The following is a 21,773-nucleotide window of genomic DNA, read 5'->3' on the forward strand; positions in this document are numbered from 1 at the left end:
CCGGCAGCGGGTAGCAACGGCTCAAGCTGCGCCCACGCCCGATCAGTCAACTCACCACCACGCACCACAGACGATCATCCAACCGGACCAGCACCCGCAACACGATCATTTATCAGACACCGCCTAGCGCCTGACGCCGAGGGCGTTGCCTTCAAGAAGAGTTTTTAGGCTGGAGAGGATTTCTGGCCAGCCCTGGCTGACCATGCCGATCAGGGTCGTTCCGGGTTCGTGGGCGTCGTGGATGACGGTCAGCTTGACGGTGTCCTCCCGGGGCTCGATCTCGAAGGTCACCGTCGAGCGGCGCTCGGCGGCCAGTTCGGCGCGGACCTCTTCGGCGACGCCGGCCGCTTTCGCCCACTCTGGCGTGAAGGTGTGCCAGGTGTAGGAGAGGCGGCGGTACGGTTCGGATTCGAGGACGACCTGGCCCGGGTCGGCGATCGTCACGCCCCGTTCCGTCCAGGTGACCTCTGAGCCCGCCTTCCAGTCGCTCTCGAAGCCGACGCCCCAGTAGCGGGTGGTGAAGGCCGGGTCGGTCAGCGCTTGCCAGAGGCGCTCCGGCGTGGTCTCGATGTAGATCGTGTAGACGAACTCACTGTCGGACATGGGCTTGCACTCCAATGCGGTCTTGAGGTCGTTGAGCGCCTGGGCCCGCTTGCGGTCGTACTGGCTGATCCAGCGCTCGGCGATGGCGTTGATCGGGACGGCGTTGAGGTAGTGCAGCTTCTCGCGGCCCCGCCGGACGGTCGTCACGAGATTGGCGGCCTCCAGCACCGCGAGGTGCTTGCTGACCGACTGCCTGGCCATGTCCAGTTCGGTGCAGAGTTCCCGGAGGCTCTGCCCGTTCCGGACGTTCAGGCTGTCCAGCAGCCGGCGGCGGCCGGGGTCGGCCAGCGCCCTGAACACCTCGTCCACGTCCCGTCCCCCAAACATGCAGCCGGATAGCTGCCTGAATGAGGATAGGCAGCTAGTCGGCTGCATGTCAACGTCGCTTCCCGGACGAAGCCGAATGAGACAGCGTCGTCCAGAACGGAAGGTGCGAGTCCGGCTGGGCTACGGTTTGCCAAGGCCATCGATTCCGCAGAGAGCAGACATGAGCACAGCTGCAGTCGAGCACGCCGGCAGCGGCTTCCCCGAAGCCTGGGAGGCCGGGCCGACGGTCGCCCGGATGGTGCTCGGCGCGCAGCTGCGGCGGCTGCGCGAGGCGGACGGGTTCAGCCGCGAGGAGGCGGGCGCCGCCGTCCGCAGGCCCACGGAGTGGATCAGCACCCTCGAACTCGGCCGGGCCAGGCTCAAGCTGCGCGAGGTCGCCGATCTCTGCGCGGCGTACGGCGTCACCGACCAGGCCGCGCGCGCCACGCTGCTGGGCCTCGCCCGGCAGGCGAACGCCCCCGGCTGGTGGTCGCCTTTCCAGGACGTGATCCCGGGCTGGCTGGAGCCCTACATCGGGCTTGAGCAGTCCGCCAGCATCATCCGCGCCTACGAGGCCCAGATCGTCCCCGAGTTACTCCAGACGGGCGACTACACGCGCGCGCTGCTGCACGCGCGCCATCCCGGCGCGCAGGTCGAGCGGATCGTCCAGCTTCGGACGCGGCGGCAGCAGATCCTGTACCGGAGCAGGCCGGTGCGGCTGTGGGCGGTGATCGACGAGGCCGCCCTGCGGCGCGCGTTCGGCAGCCGTCCCGTGGCCTTCGCCCAGTTGGAGCACCTCATCGACATGTGCGACCTGGGGCATGTGACGCTCCAGGTCCTCCCGCTGGAGGCCGAGGCCCCGGCCGTGGCCGGAGGGTCGTTCACGCTGCTGCGCCCGCCCGAGGCCGAGCTGCCGGACGTGGTGTACGTGGGACGGCTGAACGGGGCGATGTACCCGGCGGAGCCCGGGGCCGTGGCGTCCTACTGGCACGTCATGAACTGGCTCGTGCTGGAGGCGGCGCCCGCCTGCTCCACGCCGTCGATCCTGCGGAGGATCCTGCGCGACCTCTGATCTCCCACCAAGCAACAAAAGCCGCATTCCAGACTGTTGATCATGTTCGAGGCATGCCGCGCCGACCGTCCAGAACAAGACAGGACAACTCAACCGGGCCGCTCGTCCCCAGGCGAGCGGTACGGCTGGCACCATGAGCGGCAGGGACCATGGTCTGCACGGGCGACGAGGGCGACTAAGCATGATCGACGACGACGCGCGGCCTCCGGGGCCGGACGACTTCATCGCGGAGCTCAACGCGTTCTACGAATCCTGCAACCGGCCGCCCTACCGCAAGCTCGCGGAGATCTCCGAGCATCTGGGCGAGCTGTACGGCCGGCGCGGGCTGCCCGTCCTGTCGGCCACGGCCGTGTTCGAGGTGCTCGCCGGGCGGCGCAAGCGCGTGCCGTCCTCGGCCTGGGTGGCCAGCTTCATCCTGTGCTGCCAGCGCCGCGCCTGGGAGACCGGCGTCCGGGCCGACGACCCCGGCATCTCCTCCCTCCCCCACTGGCAGGCCAGGCTCCGCGCCGCCCAGGCCGCACCGCCGCCCGCTTCGGACGGCGCCCCGGCCCAGGCCGCGCCGGACGAACAGACCCAGGGCGAGCAGGCCCCGGGCGACGACGCGGACCGGCAGTCGTCCGTCCCTTACGCGCGGACCCCTCCCGAGGCCGACGCCGCCGTTCCCTGCCGCCTCACCGAGGCCCAGCGGACCACGATCGCCGACTACGGTGACCATGGAAGGGCGCTGCTGAACCGGGCGGCGCGGGGCGACACCGACGCCCTCTACCGCATCGCCGTGCTGCTCGGCACCGACTCCGCGCGCGAGCCCGAGGCCGTCGCGCTGCTGATCGAGGCGGCCGCGGCCGGGCATCCCCGCTCCCTCGACCTGCTGGACGCCGACCCCGGCGGGTTCGATCACCTCCAGGCGGCCAGGGACGCCCGCCGTCTCGGCGACGCCGCGACCATCATGGGATCCCCCGCCACGGCGCTCGCCTACTACAAGGCCGCGGTGCAGGGCGGCCTGCTCGACGCCGCCTTCAAGATCACCGAGATCCTGCGGGACGCCGGGACGGAGCACGCCGACTCCTCCTGGCTTGCTCCGGCCGACACCGACGCCCCGAACCGCGGCCGTTCTTAGGGCTTGCGGCCTACGGCGCCGAAGGCGTCCACGGCTTCGGGCTCCTCGCCGACGGTGACCTCGGTCCGCCAGCGCGTCACCGACACCACACCGGGCTCCAGGATCTCCAGCCCCTCGAAGAACCCGGCGATCTGCTCCGGCGTCCGCAGCTTGAGCGGCGCGTTCCCCGACTCGTTCCAGACCTGGACGATCCGGTCGGACGCCTCGCCGTGCACGACGTTCGTCCCGTCGTACATCGCCAGGTGGCTGCCGGACGGCAGCGCCTCCAGCAGCCGCCGCACGATCCCGTACGCCTCGTCGTCGTCGGTGATGAACTCCAGGATCCCCATCAGCGTCAGGGCGATCGGCCGCGTGAAGTCCAGCGAGTCGGCGGCGGCCGCCAGGATGCGCTCGGGATCGCGCAGGTCGGCGTCGATGTAGGCGGTCTTCCCCTCGGGCGTGCTGGTGAGCAGGGCCTGCGCGTGGACCAGGACGAGCGGGTCGTTGTCGACGTAGACGATCCGCGACTCGGGCGCGGCCCGCTGGGCGACCTCGTGGGTGTTGTCCACGGTGGGCAGGCCCGTCCCGACGTCGATGAACTGGCGGATGCCCGCCTCGGCGGCCAGGTACCAGACGACGCGGTTGAGGAACAGGCGGGACGCGCGGGCCAGCCGGGCCACGTCCGGCAGCATGCCGAGGATCTGGTCGCCGACCTCGCGGTCCACGGGATAGTTGTCCTTGCCGCCCAGCCAGTAGTTCCAGATGCGCGCCACGTGGGAGACGCTCGTGTCGATCCCGGGCACGGGACCCTGTTCGGTCATGCGCACTCCTCATCCGCAGGGCGCTGCTGGCATCCCCCATCCTGGCCCCACGGGGGCCATGGCGACAGCGATTCCCTCACTGCCGCCATAGCCGTTCATTTTCCACTGGGCCGTCCTTGAACCGTCAGTCCTCGTCCACGGCGTTCGCGCGGACCTGGGCGGTCGAGGCGTCTAGGGTGACCTCGTGCTCGACCCCGTCCTTGGATGTCACGTCCACCTCCCAGACTGATTTGTCCGGGCGCGGCTCGAAGCCGACCGAGGTGACCTCTCCCGGGACGGCCTTGAGCGCGGCTCCGGCGGCGTCCGAGGCGGTGACCTTCGCGTTCCGCAGTGCCGCCGCGTGGCCCTCCTCTGGACTGTCCGCGCGGTCGGACAGCAGCCTGCCGGTGCCGGAGTCGACGACCACCTCGCGCCATCCGCCGTCCCTGGCCAGGACGTCGATCTCCCAGACCGCGCGACCCGCGTCGTCGTCCAGCTCGACCTCCTCGACCGCGCCCGGGACGGCCTTGAGCGCGGCGTTCGCCGCCTGCGCCGCCGTCACCGGCGTGGGCGTGCCGGGCGTGTCCGGAGCGTTCCCGGCGGCGAGCGCGGTGGCGGCGCCGCCGCCCGCGAGCGCGGTCGCGGCGACCGCGGTCACCAGCAGCCGGCGGCCCGTGAGCAGGGAGCGGGCGTCGATCCTCATGGAAGTCCTCCTCGGGTTCCGCGTCGCGGCCGGGCGCTCCCGGCCGCCGTACGAGAACCACCCTGCCGGGGGTTCCTGAGGCCGGGCTGAAGCGACCTGAAGTCGCCTTCAGGAAGGGTTTGGCAGTCTGGGGGCATGCGGCTGCTGATCGTGGAGGACGAGAAACGCCTGGCCATGTCCCTGGCGCGGGGGCTGACGGCCGAGGGGTTCGTGGTGGAGGTCGTCCATGACGGGGCCGCGGGGCTGGAGCTGGCGACCGCGCGGGAGTACGACCTGATCGTCCTGGACATCATGCTGCCCGGGATGAACGGCTACCGGGTGTGCTCGGCGCTGCGCGCGGCGGGCGACGACACGCCGATCCTCATGCTGACCGCCAAGGACGGCGAGTACGACGAGGCCGAGGGCCTCGACACCGGCGCGGACGACTACCTCACCAAGCCGTTCTCGTACGTGGTGCTCGTCGCCCGCGTCCGGGCCCTGCTGCGCCGCCGGACGCGGGGCGCCGCGCCGTCCATGGTGCTGGGCGATCTGCGGGTCGATCCGGGGGCGCGGCGCGTGTTCCGGGGGGACGAGGAGGTGGAGCTGACGGCCAAGGAGTTCGCGGTGCTGGAGCACCTGGCGGCGAACGCGGGCCAGGTCGTGTCGAAGGCGCAGATCATGGAGGCCGTCTGGGATTTCGCCTACGACGGCGATCCCAACATCGTCGAGGTGTACGTGAGCGCGCTGCGCCGCAAGCTCGACGTCCCGTTCGGGCGCCGGTCGATCGCGACGGTGCGGGGAGCCGGGTACCGGCTGGCCCGCGACGGGGGCGCCTGACATGCGCGTCCGGGCCGGGCGCCGCCTGGGCTCGGTCCGGGCCCAGGCGACGATGGGCGCGACCGCCGTGGTCGCCGCCGCGCTGGTCGCGGCCGGGCTCGCGGTGGTGCTCCTGCTGCGCGCGAGCCTCGGCGGGCAGACCGGGCTGCGGGCGGAGGTGACCGCCCGGGAGGTGGCCTCGCAGCTCGCGGCCGGCACGTCCTACGCGGCGCTGGACCTTCCGGACGGGGACGAGCATCCCGTGCAGGTCGTCGGCGAGGACGGGCGCGTGCGCGCGGCCAGCGAGGATTTGCGCGCCATCGACGGGACCGGGTCGCGGGAGGTGCGCCCCTCGTCCGTCCCGGGCCCTGGCGGGTCCGGGTCGGACGACGACTCCGATGACGACGATCCCGGGCGCGGGGAGGTCTCCGGCGATGACCCGCACTTGTCCACCGGCCGCGCGACCGTGGAGGACCACACCGCGACCTACCGCTTCGCGGCCGTGGAGGTGACCACGCCCGCGGGCGAGACCGTCACCGTGTACGCGGGCGCCGACCTCGCCGCCGCCCGCGACGCCGTCGGCACGGTCGTCCGGTCGATGCTGGCCGGGCTCCCCCTGCTGCTCGCCGTGGTCGCGGCCGTGACCTGGCTGGTCACGCGCCGGGCGCTGCGTCCGGTGGAGGCCGTCCGCGCCGAGCTGGCCGAGATCACCGTGGCGGGCGACCTGGCCCGGCGGGTCCCGGTGCCGGACTCGCGGGACGAGGTCGCCGAGCTGGCCGCCACCACGAACGAGACGCTCGCCGCGCTGGAGTCGTCGGTGGCGCGGCAGCGCGGTTTCGTCGCCGACGCCTCGCACGAGTTGCGCAGCCCGATCGCGTCGCTGCGCACGCAGCTGGAGGTCGCGGCCGCGCATCCGGAGCTGCTGGACGTGGACGGCCTGGTGGACGACGTCGTCCGGCTCCAGCACCTGGCCGCCGACCTGCTGCTCCTCGCGCGGATCGACGCGGGCGACCGTCCCCCGGCCCGTCGGCTGGCGCTCGCCGGGCCGGTGCGGGAGGAGGTGCGGCGCCGGGCGGCGGGGCGCGTGCCCGTCGAGGCGTCGTTCGAGGACGATCCGCTGGTCATGGGCGTCCCCGGGCGGCTGGCCCGGGTGGCCGGCAACCTGCTGGACAACGCCGCGCGACACGCGGACCGGGCCGTCCGCCTCGTCCTGCGCGAGGAGGACGGGACGGCGGTGCTGCGGATCTGCGACGACGGGCCGGGGGTGCCGCCCGCCGACCGCGAGCGGATCTTCGAGCGGTTCGTCCGGCTGGACGACGCCCGCAGCCGCGACGAGGGCGGCGCCGGGCTCGGCCTGGCCATCGCGCGGGACCTGGTCCGCGCGCACGGCGGGACGCTCACGGTCGGCGAGGCCCCGGAGGGCGGCGCGCTCTTCGAGGTCCGCCTGCCGGTCGCGGGGCCCGCCTGACGGGACGGACCGGGACGGACGGGGCCCGCCTGACGGACGGGCCGGGGCGGTGCGCCGGGGCTATTTGAGGAGTTGGCGGGCCATGACCATGCGCTGGATCTGGTTGGTGCCCTCATAGATCTGGGTGATCTTGGCGTCGCGCATCATCCGCTCCACCGGGAAATCACGCGTATACCCATACCCGCCCAGCAACTGCACCGCATCCACCGTCACATCCGACGCCAACGTCTTACACGCCGACGACACAAACGTCAGATCCGCCACCCGCTCCCCCCGCATCACCCGCTCGGACTTGACCGCCGCGTGATAGGTCAACTGCCGCGCCCCCTCCAACCGCATCGCCATATCCGCCAACATGAACCGCACCCCCTGGAAATCGGCGATCGGCTGCCCGAACTGACGGCGTTCCTTCACATACCCCACCGCATGGTCCAGCGCCCCCTGCGCGATCCCCAGCGCTTGGGCGGCGATGGTGATCCGGGTGTGGTCCAACGTGGCAAGGGCCGTCTTGAACCCCGACCCCTCCGCCCCGATCATCCGATCCGCCGGAATCCGCACCCCGTCCAGGATGACCTGCCGGGTCGGCGACCCCTTGATCCCCAACTTGCGCTCGGCAGGCCCGAACGACACCCCCGCATCCTCCCGGTCCACCACGAACGCCGAGATCCCCCGCGACCCCACCCCCGGATCGGTCACCGCCATCACCGTGTAAAACCGCGACACCCCCGCATTGGTGATCCACATCTTCGCCCCGTCCAACACCCAATGATCACCATCACGCACCGCCCGGGTCCGCATCGCCGCCGCATCCGACCCCGCCTCGGCCTCCGACAACGCATAGGAGAACATCGCCTCCCCCCGCGCCACCGGCCCCAAGAACCGCCGCTTCAACCCCTCCGACCCCGCCAACAACAACGGCACCGTCCCCAGCTTGTTCACCGCCGGGATCAACGACGACGACGCACACACCCGCGCCACCTCCTCGATCACGATCACCGCCGCCAGCGCATCGGCCCCCGCACCCCCATACGCCTCCGGCACATGCACCGCATGCATCCCCGCACCCACCAGCGCATCCAGCGCCTCCTGCGGAAACCGCGACTCCTCATCCACCACCGCCGCGAACGGCGCCACCCGCGCCTCACACAACTCCCGCACCGACGCCCGCAACATCTCATGCTCATCCGACGGCGCATACGTGGGAAAATCAGGGTTCATGTCCTGAATGCTACCGGCCAGTACACTGACCCGGCCGATGCAGGTCCCGCCTCCCTTTGGGCAAGTCTCCCTAGAGGCCGTGACCGCGAACCGAGAGGAGCCCGCCTTGGCGCACCGGCTGACGGTCATCGGAACCGGCTATCTCGGCGCGACCCATGCCGCGTGCATGGCCGACCTGGGATTCGAGGTCCTCGGCCTCGACGTGGACGAGGAGAAGGTCGCCCGGCTGTCGGCCGGCGACCTGCCGTTCTACGAGCCCGGCCTCGAACCCCTGCTGCGCAGGGGCCTGGCGAGCGGGCGGCTGCGGTTCACCTCGTCCTACGCGGAGGCGGCCGAGTTCGGCGACGTGCACTTCCTGTGCGTCGGCACCCCGCAGAAGGCCGGGGAGTACGCGGCCGACCTGTCCTACGTCAACGGGGCGGTGGACGCCCTGGCGCCGCTGCTGCGCCGCCCATGCCTGCTCGTCGGCAAGTCCACCGTGCCGGTCGGGACGGCCGAGCGGCTGGCCGGGACCTTGGCGCGGCTCGCCCCGGCGGGCGGCGACGCCGTCCTCGCCTGGAATCCGGAGTTCCTGCGCGAGGGGTTCGCCGTCCAGGACACCCTGCACCCCGACCGGATCGTGGCCGGGCTCCCCGCCGAGCAGGGCGCCGCCGAGCACGCCGAGAAGGTGCTGCGGGAGGTGTACGCGACGATGCTCGCCGCCGGGGTCCCGTTCATCACCGCCGACTACCCGACGTCCGAGCTGGTGAAGGTGTCGGCGAACGCCTTCCTGGCCACCAAGATCTCCTTCATCAACGCGATGGCGGAGGTCTGCGAGGCCGCGCACGCCGATGTGACGAAGCTCTCGGAGGCCCTGTCGTACGACGACCGAATCGGCGGCCGGTTCCTCGGCCCGGGCCTCGGCTTCGGCGGCGGGTGCCTGCCCAAGGACATCCGCGCGTTCATGGCCCGCGCCGGCGAGCTCGGCGCCGACCAGGCCCTCACGTTCCTGCGCGAGGTCGACGAGATCAACATCCGGCGCCGGATCCGGATGGTGGACCTCGCCCGGCAGCAGCTCGGCGGCTCGTTCATCGGACGGACGGTCGGGGTCCTCGGCGCGGCGTTCAAGCCCGACTCCGACGACGTCCGCGACTCGCCCGCGCTGGACGTGGCGGCCTCCATCCGCGCGCAGGGCGGGAAGGTGACGGTGTACGACCCGCAGGCCATGCGCAACGCCCGCCGCGCCCAGCCGTCCCTGGACTTCGCCGACTCCACCCTGTCCGCCGTGCGGGGCGCGCACGTCGTGCTCCTGCTCACCGAGTGGAAGGTGTTCCGCGAGATGGACCCGGGCGACCTCGCGGAGGTCGTCGCCGAGCGCAGCATCCTGGACGGCCGCAACGCGCTGGACCCCGAGCTCTGGCGCGCCGCCGGGTGGAACTACCGGGCGCTCGGACGGCCCTGACGGAGGGCCGAACGACCTGACGGACGGCGGGAACGATCGGCCCGCGGGCGCTGTTGTCGTGGGCATGGCTGATGCTTTCGCCGACCAGGACGTGATCCGGCGGCTGTTGAACGAGTCCGAGACGTGGGCGTTCGTGGGGCTTGGCGACAACCCCGACCGCGAGGTCTACTCGCAGGCCCGGCTGCTGCAGGAGCGCGGGAAGCGGATCATCCCGGTGCACCCGTCCGGGGCCGAGGTGCTGGGCGAGAAGGGCTACGGGTCGCTGGCCGACCTGCCCGACGGCTCCGCCGTGGACGTGGTGGGGGTGTACCGGCGCGCCGAGTACGCGGGCGCCGCCGTGGACGAGGCGATCGCGGCGGGCGCGAAGGCCGTGTGGCTGCCGCTCGACGTGATCGACGAGGCCGCGGCGCGGCGCGCGAGGGACGCCGGGCTGGACGTGGTCATGAACCGCTGCCCGGCGGTCGAGTGGGCCCTGCGCCGCCACCGCCCGTGAGAGGCCCTCAGAGGCTCTCTCGGAGGCGCGCGCCCTTGGCCTTGGCCTGGTCGTAGAGGTCCCGCTGGAAGCCGGTCATCCTCGCCTGGAGCCCCTCGTCGGACGCGGCGAGGATCCGGACGGCCAGGAGCCCGGCGTTGCGGGCTGCCCCCACGGCGACCGTGGCGACCGGGACGCCCGCGGGCATCTGGACGATCGACAGCAGCGAGTCCATCCCGTCCAGGTACTTCAGCGGGACCGGCACGCCGATGACCGGGAGCGGCGTCACGGAGGCGAGCATGCCCGGCAGGTGCGCGGCCCCGCCGGCGCCCGCGATGATCACGCGGAGCCCGCGCCCGGCGGCGCCCTCGCCGTAGGCGATCATGTCGTGCGGCATCCGGTGCGCGGAGACGACGTCGGCCTCGTGGGCCACGCCGAACTCCTCCAGCGCCTCGGCGGCGGCCTTCATCACGGGCCAGTCGGAGTCGCTGCCCATCACCACGCCCACCAGCGGCGCCGTCATCGCCCGTCCCCCGTCCCGGTGCCCCAGCGCAGGTAGTCGGCCGCGTGCCGGGCCCGCTCGCGGACCTCGGCGAGGTCGCCGCCGAGCGCGGTGACGTGGCCGATCTTGCGGCCCGGCCGGACGTCCTTGCCGTAGAAGTGGACCTTGACGCCCGGATCGTGGGCCATCACGTGGATGTAGCGGCGGTACACGTCCGGGTCGTCGCCGCCCAGCACGTTCGCCATGACGGTGTACGGGGCGGTGGGCTCGGTGGAGCCGAGGGGCAGGTCCAGGACGGCGCGCAGGTGCTGCTCGAACTGGGACGTGCGGGCGCCCTCGATCGTCCAGTGCCCGGAGTTGTGCGGGCGCATGGCCAGCTCGTTCACCAGCAGCCCGCCGGGCCCGTCCCCGGACGGCGGGGTCTCGAACAGCTCCACCGCGAGCAGGCCGACGACGCCGAGTTCGTCGGCGACGGCCAGGGCGAGCCTCTGCGCCTCGGCGGCGAGGTCGCGGGACAGGCCGGGCGCCGGCGCGATCACCTCCACGCAGATGCCGCCCTGCTGGACGGTCTCCACGACCGGGTACGCGGCGCCCTGCCCGTAGGCGGAGCGGGCGACGACGGCGGCCAGCTCGCGCCTGAACGGAACGTGCCGCTCGACCATCAGGTCGACGCCTTCGGCGAGGAGGCGGCCGACCAGCTCCCGCGCCCGGGCGCCGAGGTCGTCGATCACCCAGACGCCCTTGCCATCGTAGCCGCCGCGGGTGGCCTTGAGGACCAGCGGGGTGCCGTGCTCCCGCGCGAAGCCCTCCAGCGCCGGGATCGGCCCGGACGGCGGCAGGTGGGCGTAGGCGGGGCAGGGGACGCCGATCCCGGTGAGCCGCTCGCGCATCACCAGCTTGTCCTGGGCGTGCGCCAGGGCGGCCGATCCGGGGTGGCACGACACGCCCGACTTCTCCAGGTCCCGGATGTGCGGCCCGGGGACGTGCTCGTGATCGAAGGTCACGACGTCGCAGCCCTTGGCGAACGCCCTCAGGTCGTCCAGGGACCGGTCGTCCCCCACCCGGACGTCGGCCACGACCCGCGCGGCCGAGTCGCCCGGGGACGCGGCCAGCACGCGCAGGGGGACGCCGAGCGCGATCGCGGCCTGCTGCGTCATCCGGGCCAGTTGGCCGCCGCCCGCCATCCCGACGACCGGCATCTGAGCTGGAAGTGTCACGTCAGAAGGCTATCGGCCGGGATGACGAGGTTCGCCCCGAACGAATCGGCCGTTCCGGACGTCGAACGTGTGTGGACGCCGCGAGGAGGGGGAGGGTGACGGGAACCGCACGGACGGTATGAAACGTTCATGTTCCGGCGCCCCCGGTGCCTCATGCGTCTATCCTCGTTGTGCTCCCGCAGAAGCCGCCGCGCCACCGGCAGCGGCGCCGCAGCCGAAGTCCGGAAGGACGGTTCCCCTTCGTGAGCCTGGTCGCCAATCTCCAACGGCGGTTCGCGCACCTCGTGCGCGAGCTCGCGAAGTTCGGCAGCGTGGGCGCCATCGCGTTCGTGATCACGGTCGCGCTCGGCAACGGCATGCACACCGGGCTCGGAATGGGCCCGCTGACGTCGAACGCCATCGCGACGATCGTGGCGACGACCTTCTCCTACCTGGCGAACCGCTATTGGACGTTCCGGCACCGCGACCGCGCCGGCCTCGGCCGCGAGTACGTGCTGTTCTTCGCGCTGAACGGCGTCGGCCTGGTGATCACGGAGCTGTTCATCGGCTTCACCCACTACGTGCTGGGGCTGTCGGACGCGATCTCCTACAACGTCTCGCTGGTGATCGGTACCGGCGTGGCCACGCTGTTCCGGTTCTGGTCGTACAAGAAGTGGGTGTTCCTGCCCACGACGGCCCCGCAGGTCGCTCCCGCGTCCGGGCTGCCCGAGGCGCCCGCCGGTACGCCCGGGGACGTCCCCGCCGCGCAGGACGCGCCGGAGGGGCACCCGGCCAACGGCCGTCCGCTCCCGTCCCACCGGCTGGGCCATCCGCTGGACGCGCACTCCGCCGAGGACTACGCCCAGTTCACCCAGTCCCGCTGAGCGGGCGGTCCGGGTGATCAGGCGGTCCTGCTGGTCAGGCGGTCCCGCCGATCACGAGGTCGCGGTGCTCACGCGGGGCCGATGACCACGCGTTCCGCGGCGAGCCTGGCCTCGGCGGCCTGCCGCAGGAAGACGCCGAAGACGGCCGGACGGGACTGGATCAGCTCCAGCCGCCCGCCGTCCACCACGGCCAGGGAGCGGGCCAGGTAGAGCCCGAGCCCGGTGCCCTTCCCGCCGCTCACGCTCCGCTCGAAGATCCGGGGCTCCAGCTCCGGCGGGATCCCGGCGCCCTCGTCGCCGACCTCGACCACCACCGAGCCGACCCCCGGCTTGGTGTTGATGGTGACGGTGCCCGCGCCGTGCATGAGCGAGTTGTCCAGCAGCGTCGCGACGATCTGGGAGAGCCCCTCGGGGTTGGTCATGCCGACGAGCCCCTGCTGGCCGGTCATCCGGACGTCCCGCCCGTCCCGCCGGAAGATGGGCCGCCACTCCTCGACCTGCTGGGCGATGATGTCGTCGACCGGGGACGCGACCGCGCCGCCGGTGCGGTCGTGCCGGGCGCGGGCGAGCAGCTGCTCGACGACCGCGACCAGCCGCTCGGTCTGGGCGACCGCCGCGGCGCCCTCCTCCCGGACGACGTCCGGGTAGTCGGCCGCCTCGATCATCTCCTCCAGCCGCATGGACAGGGCGGTCAGCGGGGTGCGGAGCTGGTGGCTGGCGTCGGAGGCGAACTCGCGGCTGGCGGCGAGCAGGTCGGCGATCCGGACGGCGCTGCGGTCCAGCACCTCGGCGACCCGGTCGACCTCCGGGATCCCGTAGCGGCGGCGGCGCGGGCGGGCGTTGCCGGTGCCGAGCCGGTCGGCGGTCGTGGCGAGGTCGATGAGCGGGAGGGTGAGCTTGCGGGCCTGGTACATGGCGAGGCCGACGGTGACGGCGACGCCGAGAAGGGCCAGGCTCCCGATGAGCACCATCAGCCGCAGCGCCTCGTCCTGGACCCCGGCGGTGGGACGCGAGACCCGCACCCGGACGCCGCCCCCGGAGCCGGCGGCGGTGAGCACCGGCTCGTCCCGGCCGGGACGCGGGCCCGCGTGGACGGTCCGGCCGTCCGGCAGCGTGATGACGATGTGCCGGCCGGGGTACTCCTGGGCGATCTTGTCGCCGGCGAGGGGCTGGCGCGTCTCGATGCCGTAGCCGACGCCGCCGACGATGGCGGACGCCTCCCGCTCCAGCGACCGCTCGGCCTCCTCGTAGATGAGCTTGTGGGTGGCGAAGGCGAGGGGTATGCCGAGCAGCAGGATCGCGACGACCGCCACCGCGAGCGTCGACAGGAGGAGTCGGCGCCTCATCAGGGCTCCTTCAAGGTGTAGCCACGGCCGTGCGGCGGTTCCCCGGGCCTCTCGGGACGGCCCGGGGACGGCCCGCACGGTCGTGGCGGCCGGAGCTAGTCGCCGCGTTCGAACCGGAAGCCGACGCCCCGCACGGTGGTGATGTAGCGGGGACTGCCGGCGTCGTCGCCGAGCTTGCGGCGCAGCCAGGAAATGTGCATGTCGAGCGTCTTGGTGGAACCCCACCAGTTGGTGTCCCACACCTCGCGCATGATCTGTTCGCGGGTCACGACCTTGCCGGCGTCGCGGACGAGGACGCGCAGCAGGTCGAACTCCTTGGTGGTCAGCTGGAGCTCCTGGTCGCCCATCCAGGCCCGGCGCGACTCGGCGTCGATCCGCACCCCCTGGACGATCGGCGTCTCGGTGCTCCCCCGGCGCAGCAGCGCGCGCACCCGCGCGAGCAGCTCGGCGAGCCGGAACGGCTTGGTGACGTAGTCGTCGGCCCCGGCGTCGAGCCCGACGACGGTGTCGACCTCGTCGGCCCGGGCGGTGAGGATCAGTATGGGCACTCCATGCCCCTCGGCACGCACCCTGCGGGCGACTTCGAGGCCGTCCAGCTCGGGCAGGCCCAGGTCGAGGACGATGAGGTCCACGCCGCCCCCGAGCGCCCGCTCCAGTGCCTGCGGGCCGTCGGGGCTGACTTCGACGGTGTACCCCTCGCGACGCAGCGCGCGGGCGAGAGGCTCGGAGATGGACGTGTCGTCCTCGGCGAGCAGTACTGAGGTCATGGACCGATCGTATGGCCATTCTTGAACATTGCCCGGTCGCCGCCGCGCTCTTGACCTGCGGTTTGCCACTCGTAGTACATCCTCGAACACCATCAATTACGACTAAATCCAGAGAGGGCCGTCAAAACGCCCCTCTCCCCGGTGGCCGGATCAGCCGAGGACGGCGACCCCGGAGACGGGCAGCACAAGAGAATCGGTTCCAGAATCGCCGTTGACGCCGTTTTCCAAGTGAATTACGGAATTCGAGGCGAGCAGCAGGCAGGCTCCGGGGGCGGGCGGCGGCTCCATCAGGACGGCCGTCGGCAGCCGGACCGGACCGCCGCCGAGGTTGGCCGCCACGCACACCCCGCCGCGCCGCATCGCCAGCCAGCGCGCGCCGCTCCCGGCGACGCCGTCGTCGCTCTCGATGTCGCGGCCCACCTCGACGCGGACCGCGGTCAGGCGCGGGTCGTTCAGCTCGGGCCTGTCCCGGCGGAGCGCGATCAGGGCCCGGTGCCATTCGAGCAGGTCGCGGTGGGGCGCCTTGCCGGGCTCGGCCCAGTCGAGCACCGAGCGCCGGAACGTGTCCACAGCCTGTGGATCGGGGACCGCGCCCGTCCAGCCGTGCCGCGAGAACTCCCTGCGGCGGCCCTCGCTCACCGCCCGCGCCAGCCCGGGGTCCACGTGGTCGGTGAAGTAGCACCACGGCGTGGACGCGCCCCACTCCTCGCCCATGAACAGCATCGGCGTGAACGGCGCGAGCAGGAGCAGCGCCGCGCCGATCTTGAGGTGGGCCGGGGGGAGCGTGGCGCCGATCCGGTCGCCGGAGGCGCGGTTGCCCACCTGGTCGTGGTTCTGCAGGAACCCCACGAAGCGGTGCGCGGGCGTGGTCCGCACGTCCACCGGACGGCCGTGGCGCCGCCCCCGGTAGGTCGACATGGTCCCGTCGTGGACGAAGACGCTCGTCAGGGCCTTCTGGAGCGTCTCCAGGGAGCCGAAGTCGCAGTAGTAGCCCTGCCGTTCGCCGGTCAGCGCCGCGTGCAGGGCGTGGTGGAAGTCGTCGCTCCACTGCGCGTCGAGTCCGTACCCGCCCGCCTCCCGGGACGTCACCAGCCGCGGGTCGTTCAGGTCGGACTCGGCGATGAGGAACAGTTCCCGTCCCAGGTGCGCGGACAGCCCGGCCACGGCGCCCGCCAGTTCCTCCAGGACGTGCACGGCGCGGTCGTCGGTGATGGCGTGGACGGCGTCGAGCCGCAGCCCGTCGAAGTGGTAGTCGCGCAGCCACATCAGCGCGTTCTGGACGACGAACGCGCGGACCTCGTCCGAGCCTTCCTGGTCGAAGTTCACCGCGTCGCCCCAGGGCGTGCCGTGGGCGCCGGTGAAGTACGGCCCGTAGCTGCCCAGACGGTTCCCGTCCGGGCCCAGGTGGTTGTAGACGACGTCCAGGACGACGGTCAAGCCGTGCGCGTGTGCGGCGTCCACGAAGTGTTTCAGCCTGTCGGGACCGCCGTACGGCTCGTGAGGCGCCCACAGGTGGACTCCGTCGTACCCCCAGCCGTGATGGCCGGGGAACGAGGCGACGGGCAGGATCTCGACGGTGTCGACGCCGAGCGCGACCAGGTGTTCGAGCCGCTCGGCCGCCGCCGCGAACGTCCCTTCCGGCGTGAACGTGCCGACGTGCAGTTCGTACAGGACGCTTCCGGGCAGCGGCCGCCCGTGCCAGTGCTGGTCGGTCCAGGTGTACCGGCCGTGCTCGTAGACGCGGCTCTGACCGTGCACGCCGTTGGGCTGCCAGGGGGAACGGGGATCCGGCAGGACCTCATCGGAGCCGTCCAAGACGAAGCCGTAGTCCGTTCCGTGGCCGGCGTGCGGCACCTCGGCCCCCCACCAGCCGGGACGGCCGTCCTGAGGACTCATGGGGTGCCGGGTGAGATCGGGACCGGTACCGGTCGCGACCTCCACCCGTTCGGAGCCGGGCGCCCACACCTCGAACCAGGCACTCACCGGCCGGCCTCCCGCGTCGCCCCGCGTACTCAACGATCGACCTCCCTGGGCACGAGCAGCGCGACGGGCAGATGGGCGAAGACCTTGCCGACATCGAGGGCCGGGCCCCAGTGCATCGCGCCGGACAGCACGTCACGCCAGCCCTGGCGGCCGAGGTCCACGACGGTGCCCCCCGGCCGTCCCGTCCCGGCGAGGCGCTCCAGGCCGGCGGGCAACCGCGTGGCGAGCGTGACCGCGCCGCCGCGGAAGAACGACACGACGTGGTCGGCGGCGGGACCCTGCGCGGCGACCGGCTCGTACCGGGCGGACGGGCCGAACCACTCGGGGCGCGACCGGCGCAGCCGCAGCGCGCGCGAGGTCACCAGTAGCTTCTCGTCGTCCACGTCCCTGGGCGGGCGGCCCCTGTCGAGCCGGGAGAGGCGCTTGCGGCGCCGCCCGTAGTCCACCCGCCGCCTGTTGTCGGGGTCGACCAGCGCGAGGCCGGTCAGCTCGCAGCCCTGGTACACGTCCGGGACGCCCGGCATGGTGAGCTGCACGAGCTTCTGCCCGAGCACGTTCACCCGCGCGTACGGCTCCAGCCGCGCCACGAAGGCGGTCAGGTCGGCGACAAGGTCGGCATCGGACAGGACGCGCCGCGCGTGGGCGAGGACGGCCTCCTCATAGGCGGAATCTTCCTCGGCCCAGGACGTGCGTGTCTTGGCCTCGCGCATCGCCTTGACGAGGAACTCCGAAAGACGGTTCTTGGTGAGGGGCCAGGCGCCCACGAGCGTCTGCCAGAACAGGTAGTCCAGATCAGGTTCGAGGGGCGATTCACTCGGCCCCCACCATGCCCGCCACCGTCTGACCGCATCCGCCCACTCGCCCGGGAGCTCCGTCAGGACGGTGAGCCGGGCGCGCACGTCCTCCTGGCGCTTGGTGTCGTGGGTGGACAGCGTCGTCATGGTCAACGGCCAGTCGCGGGCGAGCCGGACGCAATGCGCGTGGAAGTCGGCCGGGCTCACCGAGAACCGTCCGGGATCGCCACCGACCTCGTTCAGGGCGGCCAGGCGGTTCCAGCGGTAGAACGCCGTGTCCTCCACGCCCTTGGCGGCCAGCGGCGCCGAGGTCTGCTGGAAGCGGACGATGAACTCGGGGTCGGCGTCGTCACCGCGCCCGAGGGCCAGCCGGACGACGGTGTCCAGGTCGCCGTGCAGTTCCTCCGGCAGGTGGGCGCGCGCGCGGCGCGCGGCCTCCTCCAAGACCTCCACGGCCTGCGGAGGTGCCTCCTCCCCCGGCACGACGTAGGCGCGGTAGACGGGCATCGCCACGAGCAACTCGACCAGCGCGCGTTCGAGCCCCGCACGGGACGCCTCCCCCTGCCCTCCGCCCCGTCCTACGACTCGGCGGAGGACGCGCAACAGCCGGTCGATCTCGGGCTTGAGGCCGTGCGTGGCGGCGTGGAGGCGGCCGTCGCGCTCGACCTCCTCGAACCGCTCCGGACCGCCCGTGAGCGACACGTAGACCTCGGTGAGCGGCTTCTCGCCGTCCGGGTCGGCGAACAGCCCGCCGATCATGCCGAGCGAGTCGTATCCGGTGGTCCCCGCGCACGGCCAGTCCACCGGCAGCCGCTCGTCGCCCTCGGTGATCTTCTCGACCAGCACCCAGCGCCCCCGCGCCGCCCGGGAGAGCCGCCTCAGGTAGCCGCGCGGATCGGCGAGACCGTCGGGATGGTCGATCCGCAGCCCGTCCACCAGGCCCTCCTCGGCCAGGCGCAGCAGCAGCCCGTGCGTCCGGTCGAAGACCTCGGGCTCCTCCTGGCGCAGCGCGATCAGCCCGGAGATGTCGAAGAACCGCCGGTAGTTGGGCTCGCCCTCGCCGGGCAGGACGATCCGCCCGCCGCCCGCGTCCCAGTCGACGTCGAACCACCGCGCGTACGGCGAGGACGGCCCCTCGGCCAGCACGGCGGCCAGCGGCAGGTTGAGATCGTGCGGCACCGGGACCGCCATGTGGTTGGGCACGACGTCCACCAGCAGGCGCAGCCCGTGTGCGCGGAACCGGGCCGCCATCGCGCCGAACGCCTCCGCGCCGCCCAGCTCGTCCGACGGCCGGGCGTGGTCGACGACGTCGTACCCGTGCGCGGACCCGGGCGCCGCCTGGAGGATCGGGGACAGGTAGACATGCGACACGCCAAGGGCCGCGAGGTACGGCGCCAGCACCGCGGCCTCCGCGAACCCGAATTGGCCGTCCGGCGTGCCGCGCAGTTGGAGCCTGTAGGTACCGGACGGGGGTGCGGCGAAGTCATCTTCCGCCGGCACGGTCTCCTCGGCCATGTGTTCCTCGGACACGACTTCCTCAGGGGGTTCCTCCCCGGACTCTCCGGGGACCGGTTCCTCTAGGGCGGGCTCCGCATCGGCCATGGCCCGGTCGAAGACGGGCATGGCCTGCTCAGACACGGCGGAGCACCTGGATGGAGCGTGCGCCGACCGGCACCGTCTCGCGGGCCTTCACCACGGGCGACTCCTCCTCGGCCAGCAGCGGGTCGGCGGTGTCGAGCACTCTGATCCACATCTGCCCGTACGGGACGGGCGGCAGGACGAACGGCAGGTCTCCCTCGTAGGCGTTGATCAGCAGGAGGAACGAGTCGTCCCGGACCTGCCGCCCGCGCCGGTCGGGCTCGCCGATCGCGTCCCCGTTCAGGAAGACGTTCAGCGACTTGTTGAAGCCGGCCGCCCAGTCCTTGTCGGCCATCTCGTCCCCGCCGGGCGTGAACCACACCAGGTCGGGCAGGTCCTCCGCGACCGTGTCGGCGCCCGGCCCGGCGTCGTGCGCCTTCCGCAGGTCGCTCTTGCGCTGGTCGCTGCTGCGCTGGTCGCCGCGGAAGAAGCGCCTCCGCCGGAACACCGGATGCTCGGTGCGCAGCTTGGACAGGCGGCGGACGAAGTCCAGCAGCGGGCCGCGCTCGTCGAAGAACGTGTCGTCGCGCAGGCCCGTCCAGTCGATCCAGGAGAGCTCGTCGTCCTGGCAGTAGGCGTTGTTGTTGCCGCGCTGGGTGCGGCCCAGCTCGTCGCCGTGCGAGAGCATCGGCACGCCCTGCGACAGGAACAGCGCCGTCAGGAAGTTGCGTTTCTGGCGCTCGCGCAGCGCGATGATGTCCAGGTCCTCCACCGGGCCCTCGTGACCGCAGTTCCACGACCGGTTGTCGTCGCTGCCGTCCCGGTTGCCCTCGCCGTTGGCGTCGTTGTGCTTGGAGTCGTACGACACCAGGTCGTGCAGCGTGAACCCGTCGTGGCAGGTCACGAAGTTGATCGAGGCGAGCGGGCGGCGCCCGTCGTCGGCGTACAGGTCGGACGACCCGGTCAGCCGGGACCCGAACTCCGGCATCACGCCCGGCTGCCCGCGCCAGAAGTCGCGCATGGTGTCGCGGTACTTGCCGTTCCACTCCGTCCACAGCGGGGGGAAGTTGCCCACCTGGTAGCCGCCCTCGCCCACGTCCCACGGCTCGGCTATCAGCTTCACCTGCGAGACCACCGGGTCCTGCTGGACGAGGTCGAAGAACGCCGACAGCCGGTCGACCTCGTGCAACTCGCGGGCCAGCGTCGCCGCGAGGTCGAACCGGAACCCGTCCACGTGCATCTCGGTCACCCAGTACCGCAGCGAGTCCATGATCAGCTGGAGGACGTGCGGGCTGCGCATCAGCAGGCTGTTCCCGGTGCCCGTCGTGTCCATGTAGTAGCGCGGGTCGTCGTCGGTGAGCCGGTAGTAGGAGGGATTGTCGATCCCCCGGAACGACAGCGTCGGCCCCAGGTGGTTGCCCTCGGCGGTGTGGTTGTAGACCACGTCGAGGATGACCTCGATGCCCGCCTCGTGCAGCGCCTTCACCATCGCCTTGAACTCCAGCACCTGCTCGCCGCCCTGCCCCGACGAGGAGTACTCGCCGTGCGGCGCGAAGAAGCCGATGGTGTTGTAGCCCCAGTAGTTCCGCAGCCCCCGCCTGGTCAGCGCGTCGTCGTGGACGAACTGGTGGACCGGCATCAGTTCCACGGCCGTCACGCCGAGCGACCGCAGATGATCGGTGATCACCGGATGGCCCAGCGCCGCGTACGTGCCGCGCAGCCCCGGCGGGATCTCCGGATGCCGGGCGGTGAGGCCCTTCACGTGCGCCTCGTAGATCACCGTCTCGTGGTAGGGGATCCGCGGCGGCCGGTCGTCGCCCCAGTCGAAGTACGGGCTGACGACCACCGAGCGCATCGTGTGCCCGGCCGAGTCGGCGTCGTTGAGCGACCAGGGGTCGCCGAACTTGTAGCCGAAGCACGACTCGTCCCAGTCGACCGTCCCGTCGACCGCCTGGGCGTACGGGTCGAGCAGCAGCTTGGCCGGGTTGCACCGCAGCCCCCGCTGGGGCTCGTAGGGGCCGTGCACCCGGAACCCGTACCGCCGTCCCGGCATGACACCGGGAAGGTAACCGTGCCACACGAAGGCGTCGACCTCCGGCAGCACCAGCCTCTTCTCCTCGCCGCCCCCCGCCGGCCCGTCGAACAAGCACAGCTCCACCCGATCGGCTGCCTCGGAGAAGACGGCGAAGTTCGTCCCCGCGCCGTCGAACCGAGCCCCGAGCGGATAGGCATCGCCTGGCCATACCTGAGCCAATGTCCCGCCCTCCCGTCCACGCGCCGGAAGCCCTTCCCCCTGAGGGTTGGATCACACCGATTGGGAGCCCACTGGCCAGAACGGACAAACGTCAGCTACCTTAGGAGAGCCTTACCTTATTGAGGGCGCCCTAAGCGCTCGGGTCAGGCGCCTGGAGACCGCCTGAAGTCGCACGAGAGGGTTCCCACCCGGATGTACGTCTGCATCTGCAACGCCGTCACCGAGGACGACGTCCTCGGCTGCATGGCGGGCGGCGCCTGCGTCACCACCAGGGACGTCAAGGCCGCCTGCGGGATGAAGCCCGGCTGCGGCTCCTGCACCAAGCGGCTCCACGCCATGGTCAGCGCGTACCGGACCGCGAGCGACTTCGCCGACGCCCCGCACACGGCCCAGTGGCCGGAGTCGGTGTCCAAAGAACTGCTCCGGGCGGCCGCGGCCGCCGCGACGGCAGAGGGCCTGCTGGCCGCCGGTGCCCATCAGACCGACGCCCGGCGC

At 72.1% G+C, this 21,773-nt stretch carries 19 protein-coding genes; 8 read left to right on the plus strand and 11 right to left on the minus strand.

Features of this window, described 5'->3' with window-relative positions:
• Positions 1-123: 123 nt before the first annotated feature.
• Positions 124-912: an ArsR/SmtB family transcription factor gene (locus E1298_RS26210; protein ID WP_131897767.1), complete on the minus strand. Its 789-nt coding sequence runs from the start codon at positions 910-912 to the stop codon at positions 124-126.
• A 178-nt stretch (positions 913-1,090) separates the two neighbouring features.
• On the opposite strand from E1298_RS26210, the gene E1298_RS26215 reads away from it, so the two are divergent.
• Positions 1,091-1,981 (plus strand): helix-turn-helix domain-containing protein, encoded by an 891-nt coding sequence (locus E1298_RS26215; protein WP_131897769.1) that lies wholly within the window; start codon positions 1,091-1,093, stop codon positions 1,979-1,981.
• A gap of 181 nt (positions 1,982-2,162) precedes the next feature.
• Complete coding sequence (locus E1298_RS26220; RefSeq protein WP_131897771.1) at positions 2,163-3,098, plus strand: hypothetical protein; 936 nt, start codon at positions 2,163-2,165, stop codon at positions 3,096-3,098.
• On the opposite strand, the gene E1298_RS26225 is transcribed toward E1298_RS26220, so the two are convergent.
• Together E1298_RS26225 and E1298_RS26230 are read right to left on the minus strand one after the other, a co-directional pair.
• Positions 3,095-3,898 carry an SAM-dependent methyltransferase gene (locus E1298_RS26225; protein ID WP_131897773.1) on the minus strand — a complete coding sequence of 268 codons (804 nt, stop codon included), beginning with the start codon at positions 3,896-3,898 and terminating at the stop codon, positions 3,095-3,097. The genes E1298_RS26220 and E1298_RS26225 overlap by 4 nt on opposite strands.
• Positions 3,899-4,022: 124 nt before the next feature.
• Complete coding sequence (locus E1298_RS26230) at positions 4,023-4,580, minus strand: PepSY domain-containing protein (protein ID WP_131897775.1); 558 nt, start codon at positions 4,578-4,580, stop codon at positions 4,023-4,025.
• 135 nt (positions 4,581-4,715) lie between these two features.
• On the opposite strand from E1298_RS26230, the gene E1298_RS26235 reads away from it, so the two are divergent.
• Together E1298_RS26235 and E1298_RS26240 are read left to right on the plus strand one after the other, a co-directional pair.
• A complete protein-coding gene (locus E1298_RS26235; RefSeq protein ID WP_131897777.1) occupies positions 4,716-5,396 on the plus strand; it encodes a response regulator transcription factor in 681 nt (226 codons plus the stop codon).
• Position 5,397: 1 nt separating this feature from the next.
• Positions 5,398-6,843, plus strand: a complete 1,446-nt coding sequence (locus tag E1298_RS26240; protein WP_207944846.1) for a sensor histidine kinase — start codon at positions 5,398-5,400, stop codon at positions 6,841-6,843.
• 60 nt (positions 6,844-6,903) lie between these two features.
• Here the strand turns inward: E1298_RS26240 and E1298_RS26245 are convergent, their stop codons facing one another.
• A complete protein-coding gene (locus E1298_RS26245; RefSeq protein ID WP_131897779.1) occupies positions 6,904-8,061 on the minus strand; it encodes an acyl-CoA dehydrogenase family protein in 1,158 nt (385 codons plus the stop codon).
• Between the two features lie 166 nt (positions 8,062-8,227).
• Here E1298_RS26245 and E1298_RS26250 point away from each other — a divergent pair, with 166 nt between their 5' ends.
• Positions 8,228-9,502: a UDP-glucose dehydrogenase family protein gene (locus E1298_RS26250; RefSeq protein WP_243725818.1), complete on the plus strand. Its 1,275-nt coding sequence runs from the start codon at positions 8,228-8,230 to the stop codon at positions 9,500-9,502.
• Positions 9,503-9,566: 64 nt separating this feature from the next.
• Entirely contained in the window at positions 9,567-9,995 is a 429-nt protein-coding gene (locus tag E1298_RS26255) for a CoA-binding protein (RefSeq protein WP_131897781.1), read from the plus strand.
• A gap of 7 nt (positions 9,996-10,002) precedes the next feature.
• On the opposite strand, the gene purE is transcribed toward E1298_RS26255, so the two are convergent.
• Positions 10,003-10,497: a 5-(carboxyamino)imidazole ribonucleotide mutase gene (gene purE, locus E1298_RS26260; RefSeq protein ID WP_131897783.1), complete on the minus strand. Its 495-nt coding sequence runs from the start codon at positions 10,495-10,497 to the stop codon at positions 10,003-10,005.
• A complete protein-coding gene (locus E1298_RS26265) occupies positions 10,494-11,675 on the minus strand; it encodes a 5-(carboxyamino)imidazole ribonucleotide synthase (protein ID WP_131897799.1) in 1,182 nt (393 codons plus the stop codon). The genes purE and E1298_RS26265 overlap by 4 nt, the downstream gene beginning before the upstream one ends.
• A 260-nt stretch (positions 11,676-11,935) precedes the next feature.
• Between E1298_RS26265 and E1298_RS26270 the strand changes: the two genes are divergently transcribed.
• The gene (locus E1298_RS26270) at positions 11,936-12,556 is read left to right on the plus strand and encodes a GtrA family protein (RefSeq protein WP_131897785.1); all 621 of its coding nucleotides are present in this window, start codon (positions 11,936-11,938) and stop codon (positions 12,554-12,556) included.
• A gap of 68 nt (positions 12,557-12,624) precedes the next feature.
• Here E1298_RS26270 and E1298_RS26275 read toward each other — a convergent pair whose 3' ends face one another.
• From E1298_RS26275 to glgX, 5 genes are all read right to left on the minus strand, one after another.
• Positions 12,625-13,902: an ATP-binding protein gene (locus tag E1298_RS26275; RefSeq protein ID WP_131897787.1), complete on the minus strand. Its 1,278-nt coding sequence runs from the start codon at positions 13,900-13,902 to the stop codon at positions 12,625-12,627.
• A gap of 95 nt (positions 13,903-13,997) precedes the next feature.
• Positions 13,998-14,669, minus strand: a complete 672-nt coding sequence (locus E1298_RS26280) for a response regulator transcription factor (RefSeq protein ID WP_019629095.1) — start codon at positions 14,667-14,669, stop codon at positions 13,998-14,000.
• 150 nt (positions 14,670-14,819) lie between these two features.
• Complete coding sequence (gene treZ, locus E1298_RS26285; RefSeq protein ID WP_131897789.1) at positions 14,820-16,652, minus strand: malto-oligosyltrehalose trehalohydrolase; 1,833 nt, start codon at positions 16,650-16,652, stop codon at positions 14,820-14,822.
• 29 nt (positions 16,653-16,681) lie between these two features.
• A complete protein-coding gene (treY, locus tag E1298_RS26290; protein WP_243725817.1) occupies positions 16,682-19,084 on the minus strand; it encodes a malto-oligosyltrehalose synthase in 2,403 nt (800 codons plus the stop codon).
• The gene (gene glgX, locus E1298_RS26295; RefSeq protein WP_131897791.1) at positions 19,077-21,278 is read right to left on the minus strand and encodes a glycogen debranching protein GlgX; all 2,202 of its coding nucleotides are present in this window, start codon (positions 21,276-21,278) and stop codon (positions 19,077-19,079) included. The genes treY and glgX overlap by 8 nt, the downstream gene beginning before the upstream one ends.
• Before the next feature lie 192 nt (positions 21,279-21,470).
• On the opposite strand from glgX, the gene E1298_RS26300 reads away from it, so the two are divergent.
• Positions 21,471-21,773 (plus strand): (2Fe-2S)-binding protein (locus E1298_RS26300; protein WP_131897793.1); only part of this gene is annotated, 303 nt, incomplete at its 3' end.

Source organism: Actinomadura rubrisoli (assembly GCF_004349215.1).
GTDB classification, from domain to species: domain Bacteria; phylum Actinomycetota; class Actinomycetes; order Streptosporangiales; family Streptosporangiaceae; genus Spirillospora; species Spirillospora rubrisoli.